This is a genomic window from Citrobacter youngae, from assembly GCF_003818115.1.
Classification (GTDB): domain Bacteria; phylum Pseudomonadota; class Gammaproteobacteria; order Enterobacterales; family Enterobacteriaceae; genus Citrobacter; species Citrobacter youngae.
In genome coordinates this window covers 116590-143202 of sequence record NZ_RPOI01000016.1, presented here as the reverse complement: position 1 = coordinate 143202, position 26613 = coordinate 116590, and the positions used below count along the sequence as shown (strand labels likewise).

Sequence of the window (26613 nt, the reverse complement as noted above, 5' to 3'; positions counted from 1 at the left end):
AACTAAAAAGTATTCTGCATCGCGTTTTTATCAAGGTGCGGTACGCGATGCCGTAGTGCCTGAACGCGGCGGTAGTGCAAACATAATCAATGCCGGAATCAGATAGATAAACCAGACAGCAACTTCACTGACGCTTGGCGCTTCCTGATAACCGAAGATCCCTTCCATCAATGTGCCAAACAGCGAATGCGTTGACAGAACGCTGCTCATATCAAACGCCACGTCCTGGAAATGATTCCATAACCCGGCTTCGTGGAATGCACGAATGGCCCCCGCAGCAAGACCTGCGGCAACCAACAAAATGAACAGGCTGGTCCATTTAAAGAAAGCCCCGAGATTAAGGCGAATCCCGCCGAGATAAATCAGATAACCCAGTACCACCGCGGTAGCCAGTCCCAGCATCGCACCTAGCGGTGGCCAAATACCCACATCCTGCTGAAATGCCGCCAACAGGAAGAAGACAGACTCCAGCCCTTCACGGGCAACGGCAAAAAAGACCATCATCACCAGCGCCCAGCCGTGATGATTACCGCGTTGCAACGCGTTATCGACAGCCTGTTCAAGCTGGACTTTGACGTTGCGGGAAACTTTACGCATCCAGAAAACCATCCAGGTGAGGATCACCACGGCAATGAGCGCCACGATGCCTTCAAACAGCTCCTGTTCTTTTTGCGGAAATTCACCGGTGGTTTCGTTGATGAAAATCCCTAACGCCAGGCATAACGCCGCCGCCAGCAGAACACCAATCCACATCACACCAATCCATCGACCACGCTGAGTCCGTTTCAGGTAGCTGGCAATCAGGCTGACAATCAGCGCGGCCTCTAACCCTTCGCGCAACATAATTAGAAATGGAACAAACATGCGAAGTACCCTTTAACGTTATTCTCAGTCAACTGATGCAAAGAAAAGTAAATTACAGTGATAGTGATTATCATTACAGCAAAGAAAAACTCAAGCAGAATGTTTTGAGAATGATGACTGAATGTAAAAGGTTAGGTAGGTAACGGTTATGACGGTTTTACGACCGGGTCAATAAAAAAGCCCGCACACGGCGGGCTTGAGGACAGAGGCTGATTATTCTTCCTGCAAACGCGACGGCGGTGCTGAATGATAATGCGCATCAGCCTCGGCAAAACGTTTCTGCATTGCTGCTGATGGCGCTTTCCCCCACAGACTGAAGACCACAATCCCGATGCTGCCGAACACGAAGCCCGGGATGATTTCATACAGGCCCAACCAGGCAAACTGCTTCCAGACGATAACCGTCACTGCACCAATGACCATCCCTGCCAGTGCGCCGTTACGGGTCATACGCGACCACATTACGGAGAACAGAACAACCGGACCAAAGGCAGCACCAAAGCCAGCCCAGGCGTAGCTCACCAGGCCGAGCACACGGTTCTCCGGGTTTGCCGCCAGCGCGATGGACACCAGCGCCACGACCAGCACCATGATACGCCCAATCCATACCAGCTCTTTCTGGCTGGCATTTTTACGCAGGAACGCTTTGTACAAATCTTCGGTAATCGCACTGGAGCATACCAGCAGTTGGCAGCTCAGCGTCGACATCACCGCCGCAAGGATCGCAGACAACAGAATACCGGCAATCCATGGATTGAACAGGATCTGCGCCAGTTCAATAAACACACGCTCGGCGTTCTGGTTCACGGCACCCGCCAACGACGGGTTGTTATTGAAGTAAGCAATGCCGAAGAACCCAACGGCAACCGCGCCAGCCAGACACAGAATCATCCAGGTCATACTAATGCGACGTGCGTGGACAATGCTATGGTGAGAATCTGCCGCCATAAAGCGCGCCAGAATATGCGGCTGACCGAAATAGCCCAGTCCCCATCCCATCAGGGAAATGATGGCAACAAAGTTAAGCCCTTTGAACATATCCACGTTCTCAATGCTCTTTTGTTTAATCACTTCCAGCGAATCATCAAACCCACCCACGCCAATAATAACCATCACCGGCGTCAGGATCAGGGCGAAGATCATCAGGCTGGCCTGGACGGTATCGGTCCAGCTTACTGCCAGGAAACCACCGATAAAGGTGTAAATGATCGTCGCGGCCGCGCCCGCCCACAGCGCGGTTTCGTAGCTCATACAAAGGTGCTTTCAAACAGACGCGCCCCTGCCACAATCCCTGAAGCACAATAGATGGTGAAAAACAGCAGAATAACCAGCGCGGAGATAATACGTAGAATTCGGCTTTTATCTTCAAAGCGACCGGTAAAGTAATCCGGTAACGTCAGCGCGTTGTTATTGTATTCGGTGTGTACACGTAAACGCCCGGCCACCAGTTTCCAGTTAATCCATGCCCCTAATACCAGACCGATAGCGATCCAACTTTCTGAAATCCCCGACAGGAAAATCGCGCCAGGCAGCCCCATCAGCAGCCAGCCGCTCATGTCAGATGCCCCGGCGGACAACGCCGTTACGAACGGACCCAGACTGCGTCCACCCAGAATATAATCGTCAAAGTTTTTGGTCGAACGCCAAGCAATAAACCCTATCAATATCATGCCGAAAATATAGACACAGAATGTCACTAACATCGGTGTGCTAATAGCCATCAAAACTCTCCAAAATTATGTATCAGCAATGCCGTGGCTTGCCGTTTTATTACCCTGCCGGAACGTGGCAAAGATATCTATGTTGACCAGGGCGACCGTATCCTGCCGGAAGCGATGGTTATTCACAATCGATTTAACACACCATTTACATCAAATTTGATCCAGAGTAGATAGCATTTTTCTGTAGGTTGCACTCTCTCACATTTTTTTCGGTTGCACCTTTTAAAAGTGTTAACTACCGCAGAGAAAAAGATTTTGTAATTTTTACAGCCCACATCATAAAACTCACATTTATTAACATTTCATTCATTTCCAAGCTTGCAAACCAAGTCACATTTAACACGGTTGCACAAAGTTGCAACATAGTGGATATTTCTCGGTAACTATCAGACCCGTATTTCAGTACAACAGGAGTAAACGGCATGGGAACCACCACGATGGGGGTTAAACTGGACGACGCTACGCGCGAGCGGATTAAAACAGCAGCATCACGAATCGATCGCACGCCGCATTGGCTGATCAAACAAGCCATCTTTAATTATCTCGAAAGACTGGAAAATGATGATGCGCTTCCGGAGCTGCCTGCTCTGCTGGCGGGTGCGGCAAATGAGAGCGAGGAATCCACTGCGCAACAAAATGAAGCGCACCAGCCTTTCCTTGAATTTGCAGAGCAGATCCTGCCGCAGTCTGTTTCCCGCGCAGCAATCACCGCCGCGTACCGCCGCGCCGAAACCGACGCAGTGCCGATGCTGATGGAGCAGGCTCGTCTGCCGCAACCCATCGCAGAGCAGGCCCATAAACTGGCCTATCAGTTGGCAGACAAACTGCGTAACCAGAAGACCGCCAGCGGCCGCGCCGGGATGGTACAAGGTTTATTGCAGGAGTTCTCCCTTTCTTCACAGGAAGGCGTCGCGCTGATGTGTCTGGCGGAAGCCTTGCTGCGTATTCCTGATAAGGCAACCCGCGATGCGTTAATCCGCGACAAGATCAGCAACGGCAACTGGCAGTCGCACATTGGACGCAGCCCGTCACTTTTCGTCAACGCGGCGACCTGGGGGCTGTTGTTTACCGGTCGTCTGGTTTCTACGCATAATGAAGCCAGCCTTTCACGCTCACTCAACCGTATTATCGGCAGGAGCGGTGAACCACTGGTGCGTAAAGGCGTCGACATGGCAATGCGCTTGATGGGCGAGCAGTTTGTCACCGGAGAAACCATTGCAGAAGCACTGGCTAACGCACGTAAGCTGGAAGAAAAAGGCTTCCGCTACTCCTATGACATGCTGGGTGAAGCCGCACTGACCGCCGCCGATGCCCAGGCTTATATGGTGTCGTACCAACAGGCGATCCACGCCATTGGCAAAGCCTCAAACGGGCGCGGTATCTATGAAGGGCCTGGCATTTCTATCAAGCTGTCGGCGCTGCACCCGCGTTACAGCCGCGCGCAGTATGACCGCGTGATGGATGAGCTTTATCCGCGCCTGAAGTCGCTGACCCTGCTGGCACGCCAGTATGACATCGGTATCAATATTGACGCCGAAGAAGCTGACCGACTGGAGATCTCCCTCGATCTGCTGGAAAAACTGTGCTTTGAACCTGAGCTGGCGGGCTGGAACGGTATCGGTTTTGTTATCCAGGCCTACCAGAAGCGCTGCCCGTATGTTATCGACTACCTGATTGACCTCGCCACGCGCAGCCGCCGTCGCCTGATGATCCGCCTGGTTAAGGGCGCCTACTGGGATAGCGAAATCAAACGTGCGCAAATGGACGGTCTGGAAGGTTATCCGGTCTATACCCGTAAGGTGTACACCGACGTTTCCTATCTGGCCTGTGCGAAAAAACTGCTTGCTGTACCGAATCTGATCTACCCACAGTTCGCCACCCACAACGCGCATACGCTGGCGGCCATTTATCAGTTAGCGGGTCAAAACTACTATCCAGGTCAGTATGAGTTCCAGTGTCTGCATGGTATGGGTGAACCGCTGTATGAACAGGTCACCGGTAAAGTCGCTGATGGCAAGCTGAACCGTCCATGCCGCATTTATGCGCCGGTCGGCACGCACGAAACGCTGCTGGCGTACCTGGTGCGTCGTCTGCTGGAAAACGGCGCCAACACCTCATTCGTCAACCGTATTGCAGACACCACCCTGCCGCTGGACGAACTGGTTGCCGATCCAGTCGAAGCTGTTGAAAAACTGGCACAGCAGGAAGGTCAGGCCGGGCTGCCGCATCCGAAGATTGCCCTGCCGCATGACCTGTACGGTAAAGGCCGGGAAAACTCAGGCGGGCTGGATTTAGCTAACGAACATCATCTGGCCTCGCTGTCCTCTGCCCTGCTCAACAGCGCGCTGCAAAAATGGCACGCTAAGCCAATACTCGAACATCCGGTTGCTGACGGTGAAATGACGCCCGTCGTCAACCCGGCCGAACCGAAAGACATTGTCGGTTACGTGCGTGAAGCGACTCACAGCGAGGTGGAACAGGCATTACAGAACGCGGTAAATAACGCGCCGATCTGGTTCGCCACACCGCCACAAGAGCGCGCCGCTATTTTGCATCGCGCCGCCGTGCTGATGGAAGGTCAGATGCAGCAGTTGATTGGCATCCTGGTGCGAGAAGCGGGTAAAACCTTCAGCAACGCCATTGCGGAAGTACGCGAAGCGGTCGACTTCCTGCACTATTATGCCGGCCAGGTGCGCGATGACTTCGATAATGAAACCCATCGTCCGTTAGGCCCGGTGGTCTGTATCAGCCCCTGGAACTTCCCGCTGGCTATATTCACCGGACAGATTGCCGCCGCGCTGGCGGCGGGCAACAGCGTGCTGGCGAAACCTGCGGAACAAACCCCGCTGATTGCCGCCCAGGGTATTGCCATTTTACTCGAAGCGGGTGTACCGCCGGGCGTGGTGCAACTGTTGCCTGGTCAGGGTGAAACGGTCGGGGCGCAGCTCACTTCCGATGAGCGCGTTCGCGGCGTCATGTTTACCGGCTCCACGGAAGTCGCCACGCTGTTACAACGCAATATCGCGACTCGTCTCGATGCGCAGGGGCGTCCAATCCCGCTTATCGCCGAAACCGGTGGGATGAACGCAATGATTGTCGACTCCTCCGCATTGACGGAACAAGTCGTGGTCGACGTTCTGGCCTCTGCCTTTGACAGTGCCGGACAACGCTGCTCGGCACTGCGCGTCCTGTGTCTGCAGGATGATATTGCCGACCATACGCTGAAAATGCTGCGCGGCGCGATGTCGGAATGCCGCATGGGCAACCCGGGCCGCCTGACTACCGATATCGGGCCGGTTATCGATGAAGAAGCCAAAGCCAATATTGAGCGCCATATTCAGGCCATGCGCGCCAAAGGGCGTCCGGTGTTCCAGGCCGTGCGCGAAAATAGCGACGATGCGCGGGAATGGCAAACCGGTACCTTTATCGCCCCGACGCTTATTGAGCTGGAAAGCTTCGATGAATTACAAAAAGAGGTGTTTGGTCCGGTACTGCACGTCGTGCGTTACACCCGTAACAATCTGGGCAGCCTGATTGAGCAAATTAATGCCTCCGGCTACGGTCTGACGCTGGGCGTACACACCCGTATCGATGAAACCATCGCCCAGGTCACGGGCTCGGCACATGTGGGGAACCTGTATGTTAACCGCAATATGGTCGGCGCCGTCGTCGGAGTGCAGCCATTCGGTGGCGAAGGCTTGTCAGGCACCGGACCAAAAGCGGGTGGACCGCTGTATCTGTACCGCCTGCTGGCTAACCGTCCGGAAAATGCGTTAGGCATTACGCTTACGCGTCAGGATGCAGACTACCCTGTCGATGCACAGCTTAAATCAGCGCTGATTCAACCGCTGGAAGCGCTCACCGCATGGGCAATCGATCGCCCGTCGCTGCATGCGCTCTGTCAGCAGTTTGGCGAACTCGCACAGGCCGGAACGCAACGCCTGCTGCCAGGACCCACCGGCGAGCGCAATACCTGGACGCTGTTGCCGCGCGAACGCGTGCTGTGTATCGCCGATGATGAGCAGGATGCACTGGTACAGGTTGCCGCGGTGGCTTCCGTAGGTAGCTTAATCCTGTGGCCTGATGATGCATTCCATCGCGACCTGGCAAAACGTCTGCCAACTGCGGTTTCCGGGCGTATTCAGTTTGCCAAAGCGGACAACATCAGCTCGCAGCCGTTTGATGCCGTTATTTTCCACGGCGATTCCGATCAGCTTCGCGCATTGTGCGAATCTGTGGCAGCCCGCGAAGGGGCGATTGTCTCGGTCCAGGGCTTTGCCCGTGGCGAAAGCAATATTCTGCTGGAGAGGCTGTACATTGAACGCTCCCTGAGCGTCAATACTGCCGCTGCCGGGGGGAACGCCAGCCTGATGACAATCGGCTAAGGTTGTGGTTAATTAAGGCTCCGGCAACGGAGCCTTTTTTATGAAGCCAGAGGGAAGCATGAAACGAATTGTACTGACCTGTGCCGCACTGCTGCTAAGCAGTCACGCACTGGCGGATGACTGCGCCAACGCAAACAACCAAATTGAAATGAATGCCTGCGCCGCTGAGCAGTATAAGACGGCCGACGCAAAGCTAAATGATACTTATCAGAATGCACTGAAGCGCGCCGCCCCCACCCAACGTGATTTACTGAAAAAAGCACAGGTCGCATGGATTACCCTGCGCGATGCAGACTGCGCATTGATCAGTTCAGGCACGGAAGGCGGCAGCATACAGTCGATGATCACCAGCCAGTGTTTAACGGACAAAACCAACGAGCGCGAAGCGTTTCTCGCCTCGCTCTTACAGTGCGAAGAAGGTGATTTAAGCTGTCCGTTACCGCCGGCAGGTTAACGCACGCGGATCCCTTCAATAATCATCCGCTGTACGCTCTCAACGGTTTGGTTAAAAAAGGCTTCATCACGCAGCGTTGCGCCCGTCACTGCCTCTACCTGTGGGGCAAAATCGGCGTAATGCTGGGTTGAAGCCCAAATCATAAAAATCAGATGATGCGGATCGACCGGCGCCAGCTTCCCGCTTTTAATCCACCCAGCAATCAGCGCAGATTTCTCATCAATCAGCGTTTTGAGATCGCCAGTTAACTCAGCCATCAACAACGGCGCGCCTGCCAGCATTTCCATACAAAATAGTCGCGATGCCTGCGGATAATCGCGGGACACTTCCAGTTTGAGTCGGATGTACTCTTTAATCGCCGCCAGTGGCGCAAAGTCCTCGCGAAAGGCCTTCAGCGGTGCCAGCCAGATATCGAGGATCTGGCGTAATACGGCAATATAGAGCACTTCTTTAGAAGGGTAGTAATAAAGCAGATTCGTTTTAGACACCCCCGCCAGTTCCGCAATCTGCTCCAGACGCGTGCCATGAATGCCATACTGGGAAAAGACATTTAATGCCGCGGTTAAGATAGCCTGGCGTTTTGCACTCACGGCCTGCGAGCGTTTACCTGTTTTTTTCTCTGCGCCTTGAGCCATGCACCCTCTCCTTGTTCTGAGGGCGCCAGCATAACAAATCGCACACTGAAACGTTAAATTAAAGCGACTCGGGCGGAGCCTCCTGCTGGACGGCTTTCTTCTTTTTGAACTTCAGCTCGCTGACCAGCACACCAACAATAATGAATGCCGCACCAAGCAATGCAAGTAGCGGTAAGCGTTCACCCGCCAGACGGCCAAAGATCCCCGCCCATACAGGCTCACCGGTATAAATAACCGTCGCGCGCGTCGGCGAAACGCTACGCTGCGCCCAGTTCATGGTGACCTGGATAATCGCACTGAAAATCCCCAGCCCCAACGCCACAACCAGCAATCCGGTAGACATTGGCGGTACGGTCTCTCCGGCTGGTCCCATCGCAATAAACGCCACTATCGAAGCAGTTGCCAGTTGCACTACCGTTACCCGCCGTACATCCACTTTTCCCGCCCACGCGCTAATCAGGATAATTTCCGCCGCAATCGCCACCGCACCGGCGAGCGTGATCCACTCTCCTTCGCCCAAAGCCAGCAAATTGCCTCCTGGCCCGGCGAGAAAAATCAACCCGATAAAAGCCAGCACAATACCGACACACGGCATCAGTCCGGGCATACGTCCCAGACACAGCCATTGTAAAAGCGGTACCAGTGGCACGTACATCGCAGTAATAAACGCCGATTTACTGCTGGGAATAAACTGTAGTCCCCAGGTTTGCAGACTATAGCCCAGCGCAATGGCGATACCGATTGCCACGCCTGCTTTGAATTCCAGCCACGTTAGCTTATGCAATGTGCGTAACGACAAAAGCGCGACCGCCAGCGCGGCGGTGGCAAAACGCACGCCGACAAAGAAAAAGGGACCGCTCAGCGTGACAGCATATTGCACAGCCAAAAACGTTCCGCCCCAGAACATGGTGATCACAATAAGGATCGCCTCCTGGGGTTTAACAGAGAAGGAATAACGAGAAAGTAATGACATGAGACACCCGATTATCTGAATGTCATTAGTCTGCGTTGCGTTTTGTTACAGTTCAACCTTGCAGACAAAAAAAACCGCCGGAACGACCCGGCGGCGGCGGCGACGTAACGTCTGTCTCTGAACACTCAGCCGTCACGATATCTCTAACAGACAGCCCGACAATTACGATTTGTTATTGCCGTGACTATTCTTGCCCCCTTTTTTTCCTGCTTCTGAAGCGCGTTGCGGGTCATTCTTGAAGTTGCCCCCGCTGTGCTGGCCACCTTTTCGACCTGCTTCTGATGCTCTTTCGCGGTCTTCCGCAAAGTTGCCGGAACCGCCCCGATGGTTTGCCATTACTGACCTCCGTCATTGATTAGCCATCATATTGCATAGGTACTGAGGAGTGATACCTCACGCAGCGCAAGGGCCGTGCCCTGATTTTTACTGCGTGGGATTAAGCATAGTGAAGAGTAACCGGATAACCGGCGAACTGTAATATTCTGCAACAGGAATGGCCGCCAGATGTTAATAATCGCGGCATGAAATCAATAAGTCTTTCTTATGGCTACCAAATTCCGCTCGGTTAAAAATGTATCATTTTGCAACAAAAACAGTTGTTATAAAAATTGTTATAAATCAAAGAAGTGATTGTGAAATTTGCACTCCTGGCCGTACGTCATATCTTTAAAGGGAGGTAGCGAATCGCTACGGACACAGTTAACTCGAGGAGTAGTGTAAAATGGCAAAAGTTCTGGTGCTTTATTATTCCATGTACGGACACATTGAAACTATGGCCCATGCAGTCGCAGAAGGCGCAAATAAGGTAGATGGCGCGGAAGTGATTATTAAGCGCGTACCAGAGACCATGCAGCCTGAGATTTTCCTCAAGGCTGGCGGCAAAACCCAAAACGCACCAGTCGCCACCCCGCAAGAACTGGCTGATTACGACGCCATTATTTTTGGTACCCCGACACGCTTTGGCAATATGTCCGGCCAGATGCGCACCTTCCTCGACCAGACTGGCGGACTGTGGGCTTCTGGCGGCCTTTACGGCAAACTCGCCAGCGTATTCAGCTCAACAGGCACTGGCGGCGGTCAGGAACAAACCATTACATCAACCTGGACAACACTTGCCCACCATGGGATGGTGATTGTACCCATCGGTTATGCGGCGCAAGAACTGTTTGATGTCTCACAAGTTCGTGGAGGCACACCTTACGGCGCAACGACCATCGCCGGAGGCGACGGCTCTCGTCAGCCAAGTCAGGAAGAGTTATCTATCGCCCGCTATCAGGGTGAATATGTCGCGGGTCTGGCAGTAAAACTCAACGGCTAATCTTCAACAGGAGGATTCGAATGCCAACTCAAGAAGCGAAAGCTCATCACGTTGGTGAATGGGCAAGTCTGCGCAATACATCGCCGGAAATAGCCGAAGCCATTTTTGAAGTCGCGAATTATGACGAAAAACTGGCGGAAAAAATTTGGGAAGAAGGTAGCGACGAGGTACTCATCAAAGCCTTTGAAAAAACAGACAAAGATTCGCTCTTTTGGGGTGAACAGACTATCGAACGTAAAAACGTCTAGCGCTCAGACTCCCCCGCGAACACGGGGGAGTTTTTCTTTTACTTCGCCCCCTCATTCAGCACGCTGTCGAACTTATCTATCGGGCAAAAACCATCCGCATCTATCGGGCAACCTTTCAGCTCCAGCGTTACGCGCTGCGCCGGGGATTTCAGCGTCAGAACGTCTGCATTACGCAACTGCTGCGAGCTCTGATACACATACTCGATTTTCATCAGATCACGATTTGCGTTGCTGTCATGCCAGCGCTGGAAGACAATCTTCCCGCCAATCGGCGTACGCTCGTTCTGATCGTGAAGCTGGTAGGGTTTGAAATCCAGCGCGGTGAGCAGCGAAGCGATGTTTGAGTCATGTCCCACCAGCACAGTTATTTTCGGTGCTTTCGCGCGTTCAGTAACCAGCGCATTATCAATATATTTCACCAGCGGTTTGGCGACGTTCTGCGCCACTTCCGGGGAGGTGAACAGACTGTCCTGATAGCCGTTTTTCAGCTTCGACAGCACCTTCCATTGTTGATCGGATTTAATCTCGCCCCAGGCAACCTTGTCCATCGGGAAGCCTTCGTAATATTGCAAGGTGAAGGCATCAACCAGCGAATTCCCCACCTTCAGCGGCCCCGACACGCCTGGCTCCTGCTGATACTTAGCACTGAATGTGTCTTTCGCATCAGTCAGAGAACACTGCTGTTTTTCTTTGCAGGACGGCGAGCCTTTGTAGTTTGTCATTTGCTCAAGCAGTTGGTAACTGTCGTCGAGCTGCATTTTGCTACGCTCTTTCTCCATCGCCTGAACGGCCTGCTGACTAAATGCCGCGGAATCATCGGTGATCACCGGATTAAAGGTGGGATCCATGGTGCCCATTTTTTCCTGATGATGGACCGGAACATCGCAACCAGGGAAAGCACCGGTGACAAAGAACTGCGCCGTAGCAACAGTGCGCTGCAGGCTGTTAGCATAGGTATAAACCGTATCCGGCGCCGGACATTCGCCCGATTTCACCATCCCCTGCTCTGCCAGCCACTCTCGCATATAGTGACCCATATAGATTTCCAGCACACCGCCTTTGGTGGTGAGTTGTCCGCCGGGGACATCCCATTCTGGCCATTGTTTGGGGGTGGACTGCTCAAGAACGCTGCCGTTATTGGCTAAAGGTGCGCGTAAGTTATGCCGACTCATCATCAATACTTGTTGAAGCTGATAGCCTTCCGGCGCGGTCTGCGCCTGCGCGGCGGTGGACAGTAATACAGCCCCTGCCACAGCGGCGGCGATTAACGATTTATTCATCCCTACGACCTCTTGTTGTTATCAATCACCACAGAGTGTGACAGATATATGACATTTTTCCGGGAACGCTTTCGCAAAAATGGGGCATCTACCGTGTCGTTTGGATGCCAAACTCCGTCTGAAGTTTGCGCACACCAAGTGGGGTAAAGGTAACGTGGCGGCTGCCTGTCTGCGTTTTTATCCATTGCTTTTCAATCAACCAGCGCAGCAGCGATGCGCCAAGCACGCCGCCGGGATGATAACGTCGTTCGCTCCAGTCCAGACAACCACAGGTTAATTTCCGCCGGGATGAGCCAGCAGTGAGGACAATCCCCATCAGCGCCAGCTTTTCCTGTCCAAGTAACGTCAGCGTTTCGCCATCCGGCGTTAACCACTGGCGGGAAACCAGCGTATCGAACAGCCTTACCGCCACCTCTCCAGCCAGATGATCGTAGCAAGTTCGGGCATGCCGCAAGCTTAGCGGCGTAGTAATTTTTCGTGGTACGGATGTGCTCCACGCCACGCCCATCAGGCGCTCCAGCAGTTCGGCGATATCGGGACTCGCAAGGCGAAAATAACGATGCCTGCCCTGCGCAAGCGCCACAACAAAGCGTTGTTCGCACAGACGCGCCAGATGCGCGCTGGCGGTCGACGCAGACACATCCGCCACAGCGCTAAGTTCGGTTGCAGTCCAGGCGCGCCCATCCATCAGGGCGCACAGCATACGCGAGCGCGACTTATCGGCCATTACCGCCGCAGTAAGCGCCATTCTCGACTCCAGATCGTCCTCTTCTTCATTTAACACCACTGATGCCATAACGCCCCCTTTGACCCTAAATAGCTGAATGAACGATGCCATGAGAGCGCCCTAAAGTCACTGCACAGGTCACGCCGCTCGCAGCATCATCTCTACGCCAAGCCCGATCAGACAAAACAGAAAACAGCGTTTAAACACGAGCGGAGAAATAACTCTTCGCACACGGGTTCCTATCCACTGGCCAATAAGTGCAGGAACAATGGCCAAAGCCGACAAACTTAGGGATTGTACGGGCAGCGCGTTGTGCCACCACAAGCCCAGTGCTAACGCCAGTGTCGAAAACGTAAAAGAGATCCCAAGCGCCTGTACCAGTTCATCCTTTTCAAAGCCCAAAGACTGGATCCATGGCACGGCGGGCATGACAAATACCCCCGTTCCCCCCGTCAATAAACCGGTCACGAATCCAATGACAAGGGAAAAGGGTTTTTCACGCTGCGGATCCACGGTAATTTTCTTTCCCGCCAGCGTCCAGATAGCATAAGCAACCAGTGCCATACCCAGCGCAAACTGGGTCCGGGTTGTGTCGCCCCCGGTGATCCAGACACTGGCAAGCAAAGTGGCAATCACCACCGCCAGCAGCATAGGCCACAATCGTTGCAGCAATCGGCCAGTGTTACCACCACCGCCAAACTGAAACAGATTGCTAATTAGAGAGGGTAACAGCAACATCGCCGCCGCTGCGACCGGAGAAATAAGCGATCCGAGGATCCCCATCGCCACCGTGGGCAAACCCATACCGGTGACACCTTTCACCATCCCGGCGAGGACAAACGTGACGGTAATCATCATCACCAGGGAGGGTTCAAATGCGTATACATTGGCCATTCTTTATTTTCCCACAAAAAAAGATAAGCCAGGTTAAACGCAACTATGAATACTTGCTTCGTCGGGTGACGAAATATGCCATCCAATTATTCGCAGATAATCACTTCGCTGCGGATATTACGTGCACAATATAAGGTTCCGTCTGTCAGATACAATTGATGAAAGCACGTGTTATCTGGGATGTTGTGTAAAAGGGAACGCTCAGTATCAATGAACTCTCGTTGTATCCGATAATGAACCGCATCATCAGTTTCAAAGGAAACATATTCCCGTTTGGTATATGGTTTACTTTTTAATTTCACATATACAATGTATTGCACCGTACTGAATGTCAGTCCAGTTTTTGCAGCAATCTCTTTCAGATTTAGTGGTTCAGAAGACGTATAGAGAGTTTGTACCTGCTCAATACGTTTTTGATTGTAGGCGGATACTCGCAGGCTGAGTTTCAGTCGATACGCCATATTGCGCACAACCGTAATATTAGTGCGAAGCATCCCCGCAATCTGCTCCGTCGTGAGAACGCCTGCGTTTTCACGCAGGACGGCCAGACTCTCTTTATTCCACCTGAATGCCATATAGTGTTTCTCTTTGTATCGCGTTCATCGGGCGGCCAGTCGCGCAAACGTTGCATCTAACTCAGGCGGTTTCCGCATCCCCTGGTGTAATTCCAGTACACGACCGTCCCTGTCAATTAACACAGAGGTTGGCGTACCGATGACCTGATAGCGCTCCTGGGAAATCTTAAGCTGATCGCGGAGTACCGGGTAAGGAACCTGATGTTTCGCCAGTAAGTCATCTATGTTAACCGTTGCCGGATCGGTATTCACAGCCACGACCACAACGTTATCGCCCCACTTTTTACTTAGCGCTTCCAGCGCGTCCATTTCGGCAAGACAGCCACCGCATCCCGCCGACCAAAAGTTTAGATAAACAGCCTTTCCACGCCAGCGTTCAAGCCCTGCTTCTCCCCCCTGCAGGTCGAATGTTGCCAGCGCCGGGGCTTGCTGCCCAACCACCAACTTCTCTTCTTTACACCCACTAATCAGAACCAAAATGGCGAAAGTTAATACGTTAATCCAGCGCATGTTGATTCGCCTCCTCACCCTGATATTTGCCATGCTGCAAACGGATAATACGATCGGCAAATAACCCCAGCGCCGGATTATGCGTCACCATCACAATAGTGCGCCCCTGCCGATGCAGGTCAGTGAGTAGATCCAACACCCGCTGTTCATTCTCTTCATCAAGGTTACCCGTAGGTTCATCGGCAAAAATCACCGGCGGCTCATTGACCAGCGCCCGGGCAATGCACACCCGTTGCTGCTCTCCCCCAGAAAGTTGACTCGGCAGGTGCGTTACTCGATGCCCAAGACCGACTTGTTCCAGAACCTTTCTGGCCGCCGCTTCATCTACCACGCTATGGTAGTGTTGCGCCAGCATGATATTCTCCAGCGCGGTTAAAAACGGGATCAGATGAAACTGCTGGAATACCAACCCTATTTTCTCAGCGCGAAAACGGCGATGCCCCTCTTCATCCAGTGCGGCAGCATCAATCCCATCTAAAAACACCTGACCTTCTGTCGCGGTGTCCAGGCAGGTCAGAATATTCATCAGTGTCGTTTTACCCGAACCAGAAGCGCCCATAATCGCGACAAACTCCCCCTGCACTATTTGCAGGTTAATGTCATCTAAGGCGGTAACATCGCCGAACCGTTTATATAAATGGCGGGTTTCAATCGCCATTGACGGGGTCTGCACAACGGACATTGCGTTACTCTCCTTTCAACACTTTTGCGGGTTCGACGCTAACCGCGCGACGGACCGGAACAATCGCCGCCAGAATGGCGACCAGTAAAGATAATGTCAGGGTGATGGGCAGCACTGGCCAGCGTAGCGCTATTGCGGCATTGAATACGGTCAGTCCCAGTAGTTGGGCCAACATGTACCCTAAGATCCACCCACAAACCACTGCAGCCAGCGCGATAATGCAGGTTTCAAGGAGAATTTGCCGGACAATATCACCGTTGCTGGCCCCCAACGCTTTTTGCAGCGCAAATTCCCTGGCCCGCTCACCCACAATGGCCATCAACGTGGTATTCACGCACAAAGATGACAGCGCAAGGATCACAACCGATACCAGCCCCATTAACCCTTTTATTTTATCCAGTACCTGTCCTTCTGATGCGGAGACTTTCCGTATAGGACGGATCTCCAGATCCGGGTATTGAGCCTGCAATCGGCTGGCATAGTTTTCCACCTGACCGACATCGTTACTGACACTCAGCAGCCCATGGCTGATTTTATCGGGCTGATGCAACCACGCCTGCGCCACATCAAGACTCACAATTAGCATGTTATCTGTCGCATCACCGGCTTCAACAATGCCTTTTATCTGTAAGTTTTTGCGCTGATTGTGATCCACCAGGATGATGTTATCGCCCGGTTGGACGTTAAGACGCTCAGCCAATTTGACGCCAATCATCGCATTGCGATCGTCAAAGCTAACACCAATCCAACTCCCCTGAACCTGCCAGTACGGCACCAGCTTTTGCAAGGATTCAAACCACACGCCGACAATCACCACCTTCTCCAGCTCGGTACGCGCCATACCGTAAAGCCAAGGACTGGCTCCGTGAACCAGGCCTTGCGGTGCCTGATCTAAAATAGTCTGCAACGCTTGCTGCGGCATGCTGGAGCCATGGCCTGGCCCGATGTAGAAATTTGCGCCAAAGGTCCGCAATTCTTCACTCATTTTGGTATTGATGTCGAACCACACCGCAGATAGCGCGGTCACAATGGTCGCCCCGACCATCAATGCGGCAAATACTACGCTAACTCGCTGAAAACGCAGACGCAGCGCCCGCCATACCAGCAACCAGAGCATGGTACGTTTAGCGGCCATACAGCACCTCCACAGGATACAGGCGGGCAATACGGCGGGCCGGGAACCAGGTGCCAATCAGGGCAATCAGGACCGCAATAACCAATACACATGGCACCACAATCCAGGCAAAATTCAATGGCGCATCAAATAGCATCAGGCCAATCGCTTTCGCCATTCCCCATCCAGCAACACATCCCAATGCCCCACCGGCCAGTCCACTGGACGCGGCTTCAAGATAGAACAACAGCATGATTTGCCACTGATGCGCGCCAAGCGCCTTCATCAGGCCGATCTCTTTAGCGCGCTCCATAATGGTGCTGGTCATCAGTGACGCGATTCCCATAGCCGAAGCTGCCAGTGCTGCGACGGTCACGACGGCCATCAGCAACTGAATTTTATCGATTACAACCCCCTCAGATGCAGCAACCTGCCACACAGGGCGAACTTCTGCACCGGAAATAGCCTCCTCCAGTTGATGAGCAATGGACGAGACATAGGCCGTGCAGTACCAAAGGTCGTACTCTTCAGCATTCAGTGCATCGAGATTTTCACGCGCCCGACGCGACAACTCATTTTCCGGCACCGTCAGCGCCGAGACACGAATGGCCTGCACTTTGCCGGGTAAACCCAGCAACGTTTGCGCCGAGCTCAACGGCATAACCAGTTGGTTATCCTCATCCCCGCCGCTGGAGAGGATGCCGCTGACGGTCACATTCAACGTTGTATTGCTGGTACGGATCACCAGTTGATCGCCTGGCTTCCAGCCCGTTTGTCGCGCCAACGCATGCCCTACCAGTGTTTGAGGAGCATCACCAGCAGGCTCTTGCGGCCAATGGCCTGTCACTTGCCAGAACGGGCTTACCGTTTTTTGCCCCGTCTCAAACCCTTCTTCATCTGGAATATCTACCGGTTGGCTGAAGAAGGTGCCGAGAATACGTACTTCTTTGCCGTTAACGTCGACATCACCGCCAAGTATAGGGGCAAAGCCGACAATGTTGTTGCGCCAGAAGATATCCTTAATGTTGGGGAGTTCCGCTTCATCAAGGAAATCCTGTCCTGATAGTGGATTACTGTTTTCACTGAAAAGTGCAGGCAGCGCCGCCTGTCCGGCAGGTTCAATCAAAATATTGGCACCATAGGACTTCAATTCTCTGGACATTTTATCGCCAATATCAATCGACACCGCCAGCAGGGCGGAGATAAGGCTGGACGCAAGAAAGACAGTCATAATAGCCAGCCCCTTGCGTCGGAGATTACGCCCCCAGGATTGTCGTAACATTCGCCACAGCATTTTGTTACTCCTCCCTCAATTCAGCAGGGACGAACTGTTCCGGAGTTTTACGGAAGCGATCGTAATTGGCCTCGGACGAGAAAAACCAGGTTTTGCCACCATAGCTGTATTTGTAGTCAGCAGAAGTATTGGTCAATGTGGAACCATCAACCGGGTCGGTCACCTTGATGGTCATGACCGTCGAGAAGTAATTCACGCCAGCAGCCAGCTCTTTACCTGGGATCACCAGCTCTTTCTCATCATTACGCCAGTTTTCAATCGGCACCGGATTGCAACCACCAGGTTTACCAATCGAAGGAATGAAAATGTGTACCCCGCATGCCACGCAGATAACCTGATTACCTTCCATCACGTAACCCTGATCGCCACACAGTAGACAGGCATCAAAAACCACCCCCAAACGCAACTTGTCGGGATAGCGGTTAATCACGAAAAAACGTACCGCTTTACCATCATCGGCCACCCAAACAAAGCGGTGCAGCTTGCCATCACGGAGTCGTTCTATTGGCAGATGAACCATGCCATCACTGGCAAGTTGTACCGGAATGGCTTCTGACAACTGCGGCGGTTGAGAGGCGACTTTTTCCCACCACAGTTGCCCGGCGATCACCACCACCGCACAACCTAACGTGACCAGCCAAAGACGAAATGCATTTCGACGATGCGCCAGCGCCAGTCGATAAGCAATCGGCTCATCGGCTTTACGCGTCTGGCGGATCGCGCGTAACAACGCCGGTACCCAGCACAGTGCCAGAGCAAGTAATAAGGCGGCCCCCAACCAGTTATACATCGCCGCGTTGTTTGTCACTTTGGCCACGAAACTCAATAGCGATTTCGCCAGCGGTAGCACCTGCAGTTTCATTAACAGCAGCAACAAATTACCGCTTAATGGCAGCCAAATCATGACCATCAGAATCAGCGTCAACGGCCAGTAGAGTCCACGAATACGACGCAACAGCATAGCGCTCAGTACCCCCGCCAGGCAGAGGATCGCAAATGCCAATAGCATTGCCGTCAGATTCAACAGCAGATCGGTATTTAGCACATGGGTGCTGGTTAATCCGCCGAGATTGGGATCCAAAGCCCAATGTCGGGCTGCGCCAAACACCAAAATCCCTTGCCACAGGTAGCGAATGCGCTTTGATACCCACCAGAAGCTCAATACAAACAGCAGCGTAATCATCACTTCTGTGCCAACCAGCAACAATTGCACTGGCTGCGAGCCGCGGAGGGTAAGTCCCACCAGCACGCCAAGGATTAAGCCTGTGAATAAGGTCCAGACGAGTGGGCGCAATGAAGGGGGATCGATGCGACTCCAGAGAACCCCGGAGAGCAGCGCAATGCAGAAAAAAACCTGTAGCGTCGTGACAAAAAAATAACTCATAACATCGACTCTGTACGGCGGATTGAATGATGTAACTATCCAGGTACATCGATAATTTAGAGCCTGCCCATCAGGGGGATAAGTTCGCGGTCAGTTAAGACATGAGCAGCGCAAAACAAATCGTGGGTACACTTCGTACGTAAGATTGTGAGCACTGCCCGGTCCAAAATGGCAAATCAAGCAGCCTGATGGAAAAGCGCTTAGTTCAGGCCGACGTATTTAAATTCATAACTCACATCAAATGGTTTCCACCAGCGACCAACGCCGGTCTCACTGTCTGTATGACGGTGCATACCTGCTTTTGACGGCGGTTCGATGTGATAGGTCACTTTATAGTTACCCACCCCCATCATTTTGATGTTCGCACCGTAATGAGGGCCATCGCTGGCAACCATCGGCATGAACGTACCTTCTTGTTTTTCACCCGTATCACTGTTAATCAAGGTGTAACTGATAGTCAGATAAGGGATCCATTCGCCTGCGCCAAAACCATTTTTACTGCCTTCCACGGCATGAATATCCGCCTCAAGGTGAATATCGGCTTTTGCTGCCGGTAATCCCATGCCACGCGGTTCCATATCGATTGGCTGCAGGTACACAGCGGCCAGTTCCATCTCATTCATGGTGACAGGCTCGCCTGCCGGATACTCCTTAAAGGCAAACGCTGCCGGAGCAGTGAAAATACCGGCCATCACTGCACTGGCAATCAGGGTTTTCTTCATGGTCATCAGACATATCCTCTCGTCTCAAATAACAGCTATAGATTAGTTTTTATCGTTTCCCCAGGAACAGTGCTTTTCCGCCGCATCACCCACAGCGCCACCAGCGCCGCAAGTAGCAATATGGCCTGCGGTAATAACGTTTCCACGTAGGGATAAATTCCCAACCAACTGATTTCAGGGAAGCCGTTAATCAACGTTGGCTGGAACAGCTTACCTTCCACCAGTTCCAGAACCCCTTTGCCCGCAAATACAAAGGCCATCAGGTACATAAAACTGCCGGTAAACATAAAGAACGGCTTCAAAGGCAGGCGTACAACCGAGTAGCGCATGATGAGCCAGGCGACCAGCAGAACAACACAGCCGATAACAAAACCTGCCGCAATCGCCATATGCCCAGAAATATCATTCGCATCCCCGATCAGGGCGTAGTAAAACAGCACGGTCTCCGCCCCTTCGCGGTAAACCGCCAGGAAGCTGGTAAGCCACAGTCCAACCAGTGAACCACGGGAAAGTGAGTGGGACAGTTTCCCTTCCAGCCATGCTTTCCAGTGGCGAGCCTCGACTTTAGACAGTAACCAGTAGCTCATGAAGAACAGCATGACGACGGCAATCAGCATCGTTACGCCTTCCAGCAGTTCTCGGCTGGCGCCGGAATTCGTGAACAGGAGTTGGAATATCACAGCGGTAATGACGCTTGCGATTAATGCGACAATCACCGACTGGCGAATTAACGGAAGCTTATCCTGGTGATTGTTTTTCACCATATAAGCCACGATGGCCGCCACAATAAGCAGGGCCTCCAGTCCTTCGCGGACAATGATCATCAGGCTGTAGAGCAGCAGGCTCCACTGGGTTTCTTCTCCTTCCCCCAACATCACCACTGCTTTTTGTAAATCCTGCTCCAGTGCGCTGGCTTCAGCGTTGAGTCTTTCCACTGGCTGACCCGCTTTCATCAGACTAACCAGACGCGTGAAGTAAGCCTCCAGCGAGGTTTTAAATGCCGAATCGCGAGAACCGATTTTGTTTTCCATACCGCTAGCTTCAAAGCGGTCAAAATAACTGTCTTGCACATCCAGAATGGCATTCTTCGCATCGCCCTCCTGGTAACGGGCAATCGCTTTCTGAATACTTTGATGGATACCCAACGAGACGGCAGCCCAGTCTGCGCGGGCTATATCATCCTGTGCCGTGGGCGTATTCCCCGTGTTTTGCACCGCCGTGACCTGCTGTTCGTCACGGGTAGTAGGCAGACCAGGCAGAAGATCCTCAATATCCTGTAACAACGTCGTGACCTGATAAGAGACATCATTAAGGCGATCCGGCTCTGCGGTGAGCGCAATCAACGCAGAAAATTGCTGGTTAATCGCAGCAGCGTCTTTTGCCGATCGATTCTGTCTGACCGACATTTCCATCTCTGAGTTTTTAAAACCCTGATAGTGCGCTTGTTGAACGTTCTGGCTGGCTACGCTTAAATTCCCGGCCTGATAGTTATTTACTGCCTGAGCCAACAAATCGTCGATAACGCGAAAACTTTCTTGCCAGTGTACGGCGATATCTGTCCTGGAAAACGCATTGTGCTGCTCTTCGGCAACCAGGCGATGTCCGCCATCTAACACAGGTTCAACTTCGCGCAGCGAGGCTTTGAGCCAGTCGATTTTAGACTGCACGTCAGAGAGCGATTTTTTTTCGCCAATCATGCGACGAATCTCACCAAAAGCGCTTTCCATCTCATAGCTTTTGCTGGCGGAAATGTTGATTCGAATAGGACCTTCAAGGTTTTCAAATACCTCAAAGTAAGCCATTTGCACCGTTCGCCGCGCTTCATCAGTTTGTTGCTGAGAGTAAAGTTCTGCTGTTTTATCAAGACGTTGTTCAATATCCTCAATTAACGGAGCATAGTTTGTTGCGGCCCATACATGAAGGCTTACAAGCAAGCTACACAAAGTGGTCAGCAGGAAAACACAGAACTTACGCACGGTACGCATCCCGTAAAATACAAATGATAATTATTATCATTATCGATTTTGGCTTGCGTTGTACATGACCTGGATCATAAAAATGTCAATAGGTAACAAGTTATGTAAATTTATCTCATGAAAATGTGATGAATACGAAATTGAGACATTCGGGATTTATTAATGATGCCGTCAATACAGGAGAATTTATCGGTGATATGGAATTGAGTTGCCCCATACTCACTGACGCAAATGAGGCCGGCAATGAGTATGAAGATAAACGTTATTTAAAACAAAAGCGATCAGGGAACTATTATATCAGGACCACGAGTAATCCGTTGTAAAAAACGGCCGTAACCCTGTTCGCCTGTCCAGTAGTTGATGCTTCTCTCAACCCCATTCGATGTCAGGGTCGCACCAGAAATACCATCTACTGTATATTCATCGATATTCTGTGGTTTCTCCTGAGTTATTCTTAGTGCTGGCATCCTGTTATTATCAACTACTTTTTTACCCGGCCATTGCTTGCGCCAACTCTCATCTTCCACTCTGGCTCCCAAAAAAGGAGTTTCCCGCTGCTGATAGTAATACAGGTTTTTAACCGTACGTCCGTCTGGGTCAAGAGCCAGAAAGGCATACATCATTGACTTCGCGCCCTTACCGAAAACAGGGAGTATAATTTGTTGAATTTTATTGCTTTTATCTTTTACCAGATATACATCTGCAATCGTACAGCGCTGATGGATCTTCGCGGGATCATGTTCCGGAGCAAGTTTTTTACATCCCTGCGTCTGGACGTCATCAGCGACCCATTCACCGGAATCCAGATTAACCTTACGCGCTAAAATATAACGTTGATACAAATTGTTAATTGTTTTTTTATCCTGCGCATCTGATTTCAACAGGCCTGAAGCATGCAGAATGGCGGCATGTTTCTCTTCACCGGTAGGTTCAGCGAGTTCCCCCTGATACATCATAAACCAGACAATAGCAGCAATAAAAATAAGGATACAAAAAAACATCATTGATATAACAATAACTTTACCCTTGCGCATTATTCTTTAATCCCTGCGAGAAATAAGATATTTAAAACACCATCAGATATGCCATTACCTTTGTGGATTTGCAACTACAGAAAAAATCAAAAATATATAACTATTAGTATATAATTTCAGGATCCAATATCAGAACAACATGTTTTTCTTACCTTTTTATCGTAAAAAAAATGCCGGGTTTCCCCGGCATCAGAATCAGACGTTTTTTGCCCACCAGAGGCGTAGCTTCATTCCCCAGTAACTGGTCCAGCCGCTGGTTGTCGACACCACGCGACCGTGCGACATCACGACCAGCGTTGGCGTGACGCTGATGTCCCAGCTGCGGGAGATGGTCCCGTCGGCATCGTTGATGACGGGAAAGTCTACGCCTTTACGCGCCAGCCAGCGCGTCACCTCCGCCTCATTACCAGAACGCAGCGCAATGGTTATCACGTTCTCGCCTTCTGAGTACAGTCTGGCGACTTCCGGTGTTGTGAACCGACACACGCCGCACCAGCTCGCCCAGAAATAGATCAGCACTGGCTCCTCTTTGCTGAGCGAGGCCAGCGTAACGTTTTCACCATCCAGCGTCTGCAAAGGCGTACTGTCAAACGCTACGGGAAGCTGGGGCGCTCGCCAGGCATCCATCAACAACATCGCCCCGGCGAATAACACCAGTAAGATCAGTCCTTCGCGCAGCCAGCGGCGCAGTTTACTGACCATTTGCGGCCGCCAGCTTTTCTTTGACCACCTCTTCCAGTGTTTCCCACGGTACTGCACCCGGGATCAGCTCATCGCCAATAATCGTTGCAGGCGTGCCTCGCACACCGACCAGACGTGCCAGTTGCAGGTTGGTGCTCAGCGTCTCCTCACTTTGTGCATCCAGCGTCACAGGGCTGGCAGCGGCTTTCTCCTGTGCCTGTTTAATACTCACTGCCGTGTGGTAGCCCTTCTTCTGCATCAGTTTCTCATGTAACGCCAGAAACTGCTGCGGATGCTCACGCCAGGTCGTCAGCGCAGTTCGCGCCGACAGAACCGAACTTTCCCCTTTAAACGGCAGCGGTTTAATCACCACCGCCACATCAGGATATTTCTGTACAATTTTTTCCAGCATCGGATCCAATTGCTTGCAGTATGGGCAGTTGTAATCGGTGAAGTTTATCAGGGTCAGTTTTGCCTGCTTTGCGCCAATCCGCGGGCTGTTGGGATCGTTAAACAGGGCTTCCTGAATTAATGCTTCAATTTGCTTTTCCTGTTCCGGGGTAAACGGTGCAGGTTCTTTCGCCACGCTGACGGCAGAAAACAGGGTTAGCAGCAGGACAATCATCATTTTCATGGGTTCACTCCTTTGGCATCGGCCAGTGTATTCAGCAGCGCATCGCGGGTTAACAACGTCGGCAATGCCTGACCTTGCGGCAAACCGGGACCATAAATTTGGTTGAACGGCACAGCAACCTGGCCGCGTTTTTTCAGGAATTCGGTGATCGCTTCAGAGGGCAGCGTCCAGTCACCCCGCAGAGCCACCACATCGGGTTGTTGCAGTGCAGTCTGGACATCTTCTTTTTGTAGAACATTGAATTTATTGACTTTACAGGTAATGCACCAGTCAGCCGTCACATCTACAACTACGCGCTTATGCTGAGCCAGTGCATCTTCAATGGCCTGCTCGCTCAGCGGTTGCCAGTTCACACTCTCTTTGGCTGTACTTTGGCTTGCGAACCCTAGGTGCGGGAGCAGCAATGTTGCCAGCCAAATAGCCGAGCCAAGCATCATCACGCCAAGAAGACGCCGCAAGATATTCATCCAACGCCCCGGACGCGGCAGACGCAGCGCCAGACCCGGACGCAGTGCCACCAGCAACCATGGCAAACTCATCCCCAGCCCGAGCGCGAGGAACAGCCCCCATAGCGTCGGCAGCGAGGCGGTCAACGCCACCGCCACTGCCGTCCCCAGGAACGGCGCACTGCACGGCGTGGCAAGCAACGTCGCAAACGCGCCCTGCCAGAAATGCCCTGACAAGCCGTTACCGCCGCGAGTTGCCAGTATGGTGGTCATTGCTGAAGGAAGGCGAAATTCAAACAGCCCAAACAGGCTGGCGCTGAACGTCAGCATCACCAGCATCATAAAGCCGATAAACCACGGACTCTGGAACTGGATCCCCCAACCAAGCGCCTGATTGGTCAGGCGCAGCACCGTCATCAGCAGCGCGAGAGCCATAAAAGAGACCAGGATCCCAGCCACCGATGCCAGAAACTGGCGGCGAACCTGAAGACGGCTTTTCTCCTCAACCAGTAAAATCGAGCCCAGCTTCATGCCCAGAACCGGTAAAACGCAGGGCATCAGGTTGAGAATCAAACCGCCCAATAACGCCATAAGCGTCACTTGCCACAGCGGGAGTGAAGCGTTTTCAATAACCGGGGCTTCGCCAATCGTAAGACGACTTTCCTGTGCAACGCCGTTATCAGCCAGAACCAGTGTAAGTTGTTTACCACGAAGATTCGGCGCCCCTTCCCCCCAGCTGTCATGAACCGGAACCGTTGCCCGTAGTATTTCGCCCTCTACGCGGATTTGCGGCATACCAAAATCCGCATCATCAACGGTGTCCAGGTACAGGCCTGGCGCAGACCAGCCCCCCGCACGACGAGCCTCAACCACCAGCTCTCCGGCTCGCGCCCCGGCACTAAGCGCATCGGTCAGCCCGCTAGCCAGCGGTATCTGCCCCATCGCTTGCGCATAGTCATGAGCAAAAGACGGGTCCTGGACGCTCGGCGTCACGGAAAAGGGAAAATCCGTTAACAGGCAGACATTGCTGCAGGTTGATAGGGTCAATACACCGTTAAGAGCGGCTGGCGTGGTGCCACGTACTACCATCGGGAAGGTGACATTATCGAGATATCCCTGGGTGGTGATATTGGCGACCTCAAAACGCGCGGGAGTCGGCCAGTACCAATCAACAGCAGGCATTTTATCTTTCCAGGCGATAGCAGGCGCAACGCCTCCCTCACCCGGCGATCGCCAGTAGGTTTTCCAGCCATCCTCCAGTTTAACATCGAGCAGCAGACGGGTTTCACCGTCAGCTGCTGTATCGGCACGTAACCGCACACTGGCGTGATTGTTATCGGGTGAACGCAGCCAGCCGGGTTCAGCTGCCCAGGATACGGGCAGCCATAGCAATAACAGACAGAGCAGTGCCTGCCTGAAAACAGTCATCATAGTTTTTCTCCGTGAATAATTATCTAACAGTCAGCAACGGCTGTTCTGTCATTCACGGAAGACGCAAAATCGGAGATGCACCCGGAGAGTGGGCGGCGAGATAGCGCGCGGAGGGAAAAAAGGTAGGCGAAATGCCCGCACGGGTGCCAACAGCGACAGCAGCAAACATAGCACCAGAATCGCGCCTTCAAACAATACTGGCGGTGCAGCCAGCAATGATTTTGCGCTCAGCTCACAAGGCGTAACGGGCGAAGCTTCATCGGTATCGGCCTGGGCGCTCGCGACAACAGCAGTGGTCGTGGTGTTCATCTGCAACGCGTGCAGACCCGCCATGCGCTGCGCGGTGCATACCATCACCACAACACATGCCAGGCAGAGGAACCACCATCCCATCCGTTGACGTTTCGCCATTATACCCTCACTGATTGACGCGAGTTATCTTAGTCACTGGCGAGGTTTTGGCAACCTTTACCCTGTAAAGTTATGTCGGCAGAGGCCGGTCAATTCTCATTCCGCCCCAGCGCGCTGCCCAGAAATGATAATTAATATTGTTAATTAATTTCATTATTGCAAAATAATGGCGCTAATAAAACAAAGCTAAAAATATCACGGGGTTTATTATTTACTATTC

24 protein-coding genes and 1 pseudogene are annotated in these 26613 nt (G+C 52.4%); 4 read left to right on the top strand and 21 right to left on the bottom strand.

Translation table 11 applies throughout. The features are described 5' to 3' along the window. Positions 1-30: 30 nt before the first annotated feature. Together efeU and putP are read right to left on the bottom strand one after the other, a co-directional pair. Complete coding sequence (efeU, locus tag EHN13_RS13770) at positions 31-864, bottom strand: iron uptake transporter permease EfeU (protein ID WP_124021572.1); 834 nt, start codon at positions 862-864, stop codon at positions 31-33. A 213-nt stretch (positions 865-1077) separates the two neighbouring features. Beyond that, positions 1078-2585 (bottom strand): annotated as a pseudogene (putP, locus tag EHN13_RS13765) (sodium/proline symporter PutP). A 422-nt stretch (positions 2586-3007) separates the two neighbouring features. Here putP and putA point away from each other — a divergent pair. Both putA and EHN13_RS13755 read left to right on the top strand, forming a co-directional pair. Then, positions 3008-6970 (top strand): trifunctional transcriptional regulator/proline dehydrogenase/L-glutamate gamma-semialdehyde dehydrogenase, encoded by a 3963-nt coding sequence (gene putA / locus EHN13_RS13760; RefSeq protein WP_124021571.1) that lies wholly within the window; start codon positions 3008-3010, stop codon positions 6968-6970. Positions 6971-7028: 58 nt separating this feature from the next. Beyond that, on the top strand, positions 7029-7424 hold the full coding sequence (locus EHN13_RS13755; RefSeq protein ID WP_124021570.1) for a lysozyme inhibitor LprI family protein: 396 nt from the start codon (positions 7029-7031) through the stop codon (positions 7422-7424). On the opposite strand, the gene rutR is transcribed toward EHN13_RS13755, so the two are convergent. The 3 genes from rutR to EHN13_RS13740 all read right to left on the bottom strand — a co-directional run bounded on the left by rutR (position 7421) and on the right by EHN13_RS13740 (position 9368). Then, on the bottom strand, positions 7421-8059 hold the full coding sequence (gene rutR, locus EHN13_RS13750; protein ID WP_048212080.1) for an HTH-type transcriptional regulator RutR: 639 nt from the start codon (positions 8057-8059) through the stop codon (positions 7421-7423). The genes EHN13_RS13755 and rutR overlap by 4 nt on opposite strands. Before the next feature lie 58 nt (positions 8060-8117). Continuing rightward, positions 8118-9032: a DMT family transporter gene (locus EHN13_RS13745; RefSeq protein WP_124021569.1), complete on the bottom strand. Its 915-nt coding sequence runs from the start codon at positions 9030-9032 to the stop codon at positions 8118-8120. A gap of 162 nt (positions 9033-9194) precedes the next feature. Further along, on the bottom strand, positions 9195-9368 hold the full coding sequence (locus EHN13_RS13740) for a con-10 family general stress protein (RefSeq protein WP_003036022.1): 174 nt from the start codon (positions 9366-9368) through the stop codon (positions 9195-9197). A gap of 385 nt (positions 9369-9753) precedes the next feature. On the opposite strand from EHN13_RS13740, the gene wrbA reads away from it, so the two are divergent. Together wrbA and EHN13_RS13730 are read left to right on the top strand one after the other, a co-directional pair. Continuing rightward, positions 9754-10350: an NAD(P)H:quinone oxidoreductase gene (wrbA, locus tag EHN13_RS13735; RefSeq protein WP_003832057.1), complete on the top strand. Its 597-nt coding sequence runs from the start codon at positions 9754-9756 to the stop codon at positions 10348-10350. Positions 10351-10370: 20 nt separating this feature from the next. Beyond that, the gene (locus EHN13_RS13730) at positions 10371-10598 is read left to right on the top strand and encodes a YccJ family protein (protein ID WP_061067654.1); all 228 of its coding nucleotides are present in this window, start codon (positions 10371-10373) and stop codon (positions 10596-10598) included. 38 nt (positions 10599-10636) lie between these two features. On the opposite strand, the gene agp is transcribed toward EHN13_RS13730, so the two are convergent. The 16 genes from agp to EHN13_RS13650 form a co-directional block, all read right to left on the bottom strand. Then, positions 10637-11878 (bottom strand): bifunctional glucose-1-phosphatase/inositol phosphatase, encoded by a 1242-nt coding sequence (agp, locus tag EHN13_RS13725; protein ID WP_124021568.1) that lies wholly within the window; start codon positions 11876-11878, stop codon positions 10637-10639. Positions 11879-11966: 88 nt separating this feature from the next. After that, positions 11967-12674, bottom strand: a complete 708-nt coding sequence (locus EHN13_RS13720) for an ArsR/SmtB family transcription factor (RefSeq protein WP_124021567.1) — start codon at positions 12672-12674, stop codon at positions 11967-11969. A 69-nt stretch (positions 12675-12743) separates the two neighbouring features. Then, a complete protein-coding gene (locus EHN13_RS13715) occupies positions 12744-13499 on the bottom strand; it encodes a sulfite exporter TauE/SafE family protein (RefSeq protein WP_101741507.1) in 756 nt (251 codons plus the stop codon). An 86-nt stretch (positions 13500-13585) separates the two neighbouring features. Further along, a complete protein-coding gene (locus EHN13_RS13710; RefSeq protein WP_061067652.1) occupies positions 13586-14074 on the bottom strand; it encodes a hypothetical protein in 489 nt (162 codons plus the stop codon). 24 nt (positions 14075-14098) lie between these two features. Next, positions 14099-14584: a TlpA family protein disulfide reductase gene (locus tag EHN13_RS13705; RefSeq protein WP_124021566.1), complete on the bottom strand. Its 486-nt coding sequence runs from the start codon at positions 14582-14584 to the stop codon at positions 14099-14101. After that, a complete protein-coding gene (locus EHN13_RS13700) occupies positions 14571-15266 on the bottom strand; it encodes an ABC transporter ATP-binding protein (RefSeq protein WP_124021565.1) in 696 nt (231 codons plus the stop codon). The genes EHN13_RS13705 and EHN13_RS13700 overlap by 14 nt, the downstream gene beginning before the upstream one ends. Before the next feature lie 4 nt (positions 15267-15270). After that, a complete protein-coding gene (locus tag EHN13_RS13695) occupies positions 15271-16401 on the bottom strand; it encodes an ABC transporter permease (protein ID WP_061067650.1) in 1131 nt (376 codons plus the stop codon). After that, positions 16391-17674 carry an ABC transporter permease gene (locus tag EHN13_RS13690; RefSeq protein WP_124021564.1) on the bottom strand — a complete coding sequence of 428 codons (1284 nt, stop codon included), beginning with the start codon at positions 17672-17674 and terminating at the stop codon, positions 16391-16393. The genes EHN13_RS13695 and EHN13_RS13690 overlap by 11 nt, the downstream gene beginning before the upstream one ends. Positions 17675-17678: 4 nt before the next feature. Further along, positions 17679-19058, bottom strand: a complete 1380-nt coding sequence (locus tag EHN13_RS13685) for a Fe-S-containing protein (protein ID WP_061067648.1) — start codon at positions 19056-19058, stop codon at positions 17679-17681. A 200-nt stretch (positions 19059-19258) separates the two neighbouring features. Then, positions 19259-19786: an iron transporter gene (locus EHN13_RS13680; RefSeq protein ID WP_003035987.1), complete on the bottom strand. Its 528-nt coding sequence runs from the start codon at positions 19784-19786 to the stop codon at positions 19259-19261. A 29-nt stretch (positions 19787-19815) separates the two neighbouring features. Beyond that, positions 19816-21765: an FTR1 family iron permease gene (locus EHN13_RS13675; protein WP_048212091.1), complete on the bottom strand. Its 1950-nt coding sequence runs from the start codon at positions 21763-21765 to the stop codon at positions 19816-19818. 272 nt (positions 21766-22037) lie between these two features. Next, entirely contained in the window at positions 22038-22790 is a 753-nt protein-coding gene (nqrC, locus tag EHN13_RS13670) for an NADH:ubiquinone reductase (Na(+)-transporting) subunit C (protein WP_124021563.1), read from the bottom strand. A 195-nt stretch (positions 22791-22985) separates the two neighbouring features. Beyond that, complete coding sequence (locus tag EHN13_RS13665) at positions 22986-23492, bottom strand: protein disulfide oxidoreductase (RefSeq protein WP_101741511.1); 507 nt, start codon at positions 23490-23492, stop codon at positions 22986-22988. After that, positions 23482-24105 carry a DsbA family protein gene (locus EHN13_RS13660; protein ID WP_061067645.1) on the bottom strand — a complete coding sequence of 208 codons (624 nt, stop codon included), beginning with the start codon at positions 24103-24105 and terminating at the stop codon, positions 23482-23484. The genes EHN13_RS13665 and EHN13_RS13660 overlap by 11 nt, the downstream gene beginning before the upstream one ends. Further along, the gene (locus EHN13_RS13655) at positions 24102-25982 is read right to left on the bottom strand and encodes a protein-disulfide reductase DsbD family protein (RefSeq protein ID WP_124021562.1); all 1881 of its coding nucleotides are present in this window, start codon (positions 25980-25982) and stop codon (positions 24102-24104) included. The genes EHN13_RS13660 and EHN13_RS13655 overlap by 4 nt, the downstream gene beginning before the upstream one ends. A gap of 48 nt (positions 25983-26030) precedes the next feature. Further along, positions 26031-26393 carry a hypothetical protein gene (locus tag EHN13_RS13650; RefSeq protein ID WP_048212096.1) on the bottom strand — a complete coding sequence of 121 codons (363 nt, stop codon included), beginning with the start codon at positions 26391-26393 and terminating at the stop codon, positions 26031-26033. Between the last annotated feature and the right edge of the window lie 220 nt (positions 26394-26613).

Coding starts and splice junctions, on each gene's coding strand:
- efeU (WP_124021572.1), bottom strand. CDS start 864: ATGTTTGTTCCATTTCTAATTATGTTGCGCGAAGGGTTAGAGGCCGCG.
- putA (WP_124021571.1), top strand. CDS start 3,008: ATGGGAACCACCACGATGGGGGTTAAACTGGACGACGCTACGCGCGAG.
- EHN13_RS13755 (WP_124021570.1), top strand. CDS start 7,029: ATGAAACGAATTGTACTGACCTGTGCCGCACTGCTGCTAAGCAGTCAC.
- rutR (WP_048212080.1), bottom strand. CDS start 8,059: ATGGCTCAAGGCGCAGAGAAAAAAACAGGTAAACGCTCGCAGGCCGTG.
- EHN13_RS13745 (WP_124021569.1), bottom strand. CDS start 9,032: ATGTCATTACTTTCTCGTTATTCCTTCTCTGTTAAACCCCAGGAGGCG.
- EHN13_RS13740 (WP_003036022.1), bottom strand. CDS start 9,368: ATGGCAAACCATCGGGGCGGTTCCGGCAACTTTGCGGAAGACCGCGAA.
- wrbA (WP_003832057.1), top strand. CDS start 9,754: ATGGCAAAAGTTCTGGTGCTTTATTATTCCATGTACGGACACATTGAA.
- EHN13_RS13730 (WP_061067654.1), top strand. CDS start 10,371: ATGCCAACTCAAGAAGCGAAAGCTCATCACGTTGGTGAATGGGCAAGT.
- agp (WP_124021568.1), bottom strand. CDS start 11,878: ATGAATAAATCGTTAATCGCCGCCGCTGTGGCAGGGGCTGTATTACTG.
- EHN13_RS13720 (WP_124021567.1), bottom strand. CDS start 12,674: ATGGCATCAGTGGTGTTAAATGAAGAAGAGGACGATCTGGAGTCGAGA.
- EHN13_RS13715 (WP_101741507.1), bottom strand. CDS start 13,499: ATGGCCAATGTATACGCATTTGAACCCTCCCTGGTGATGATGATTACC.
- EHN13_RS13710 (WP_061067652.1), bottom strand. CDS start 14,074: ATGGCATTCAGGTGGAATAAAGAGAGTCTGGCCGTCCTGCGTGAAAAC.
- EHN13_RS13705 (WP_124021566.1), bottom strand. CDS start 14,584: ATGCGCTGGATTAACGTATTAACTTTCGCCATTTTGGTTCTGATTAGT.
- EHN13_RS13700 (WP_124021565.1), bottom strand. CDS start 15,266: ATGTCCGTTGTGCAGACCCCGTCAATGGCGATTGAAACCCGCCATTTA.
- EHN13_RS13695 (WP_061067650.1), bottom strand. CDS start 16,401: ATGGCCGCTAAACGTACCATGCTCTGGTTGCTGGTATGGCGGGCGCTG.
- EHN13_RS13690 (WP_124021564.1), bottom strand. CDS start 17,674: ATGCTGTGGCGAATGTTACGACAATCCTGGGGGCGTAATCTCCGACGC.
- EHN13_RS13685 (WP_061067648.1), bottom strand. CDS start 19,058: ATGAGTTATTTTTTTGTCACGACGCTACAGGTTTTTTTCTGCATTGCG.
- EHN13_RS13680 (WP_003035987.1), bottom strand. CDS start 19,786: ATGACCATGAAGAAAACCCTGATTGCCAGTGCAGTGATGGCCGGTATT.
- EHN13_RS13675 (WP_048212091.1), bottom strand. CDS start 21,765: ATGCGTACCGTGCGTAAGTTCTGTGTTTTCCTGCTGACCACTTTGTGT.
- nqrC (WP_124021563.1), bottom strand. CDS start 22,790: ATGCGCAAGGGTAAAGTTATTGTTATATCAATGATGTTTTTTTGTATC.
- EHN13_RS13665 (WP_101741511.1), bottom strand. CDS start 23,492: ATGGTCAGTAAACTGCGCCGCTGGCTGCGCGAAGGACTGATCTTACTG.
- EHN13_RS13660 (WP_061067645.1), bottom strand. CDS start 24,105: ATGAAAATGATGATTGTCCTGCTGCTAACCCTGTTTTCTGCCGTCAGC.
- EHN13_RS13655 (WP_124021562.1), bottom strand. CDS start 25,982: ATGATGACTGTTTTCAGGCAGGCACTGCTCTGTCTGTTATTGCTATGG.
- EHN13_RS13650 (WP_048212096.1), bottom strand. CDS start 26,393: ATGGCGAAACGTCAACGGATGGGATGGTGGTTCCTCTGCCTGGCATGT.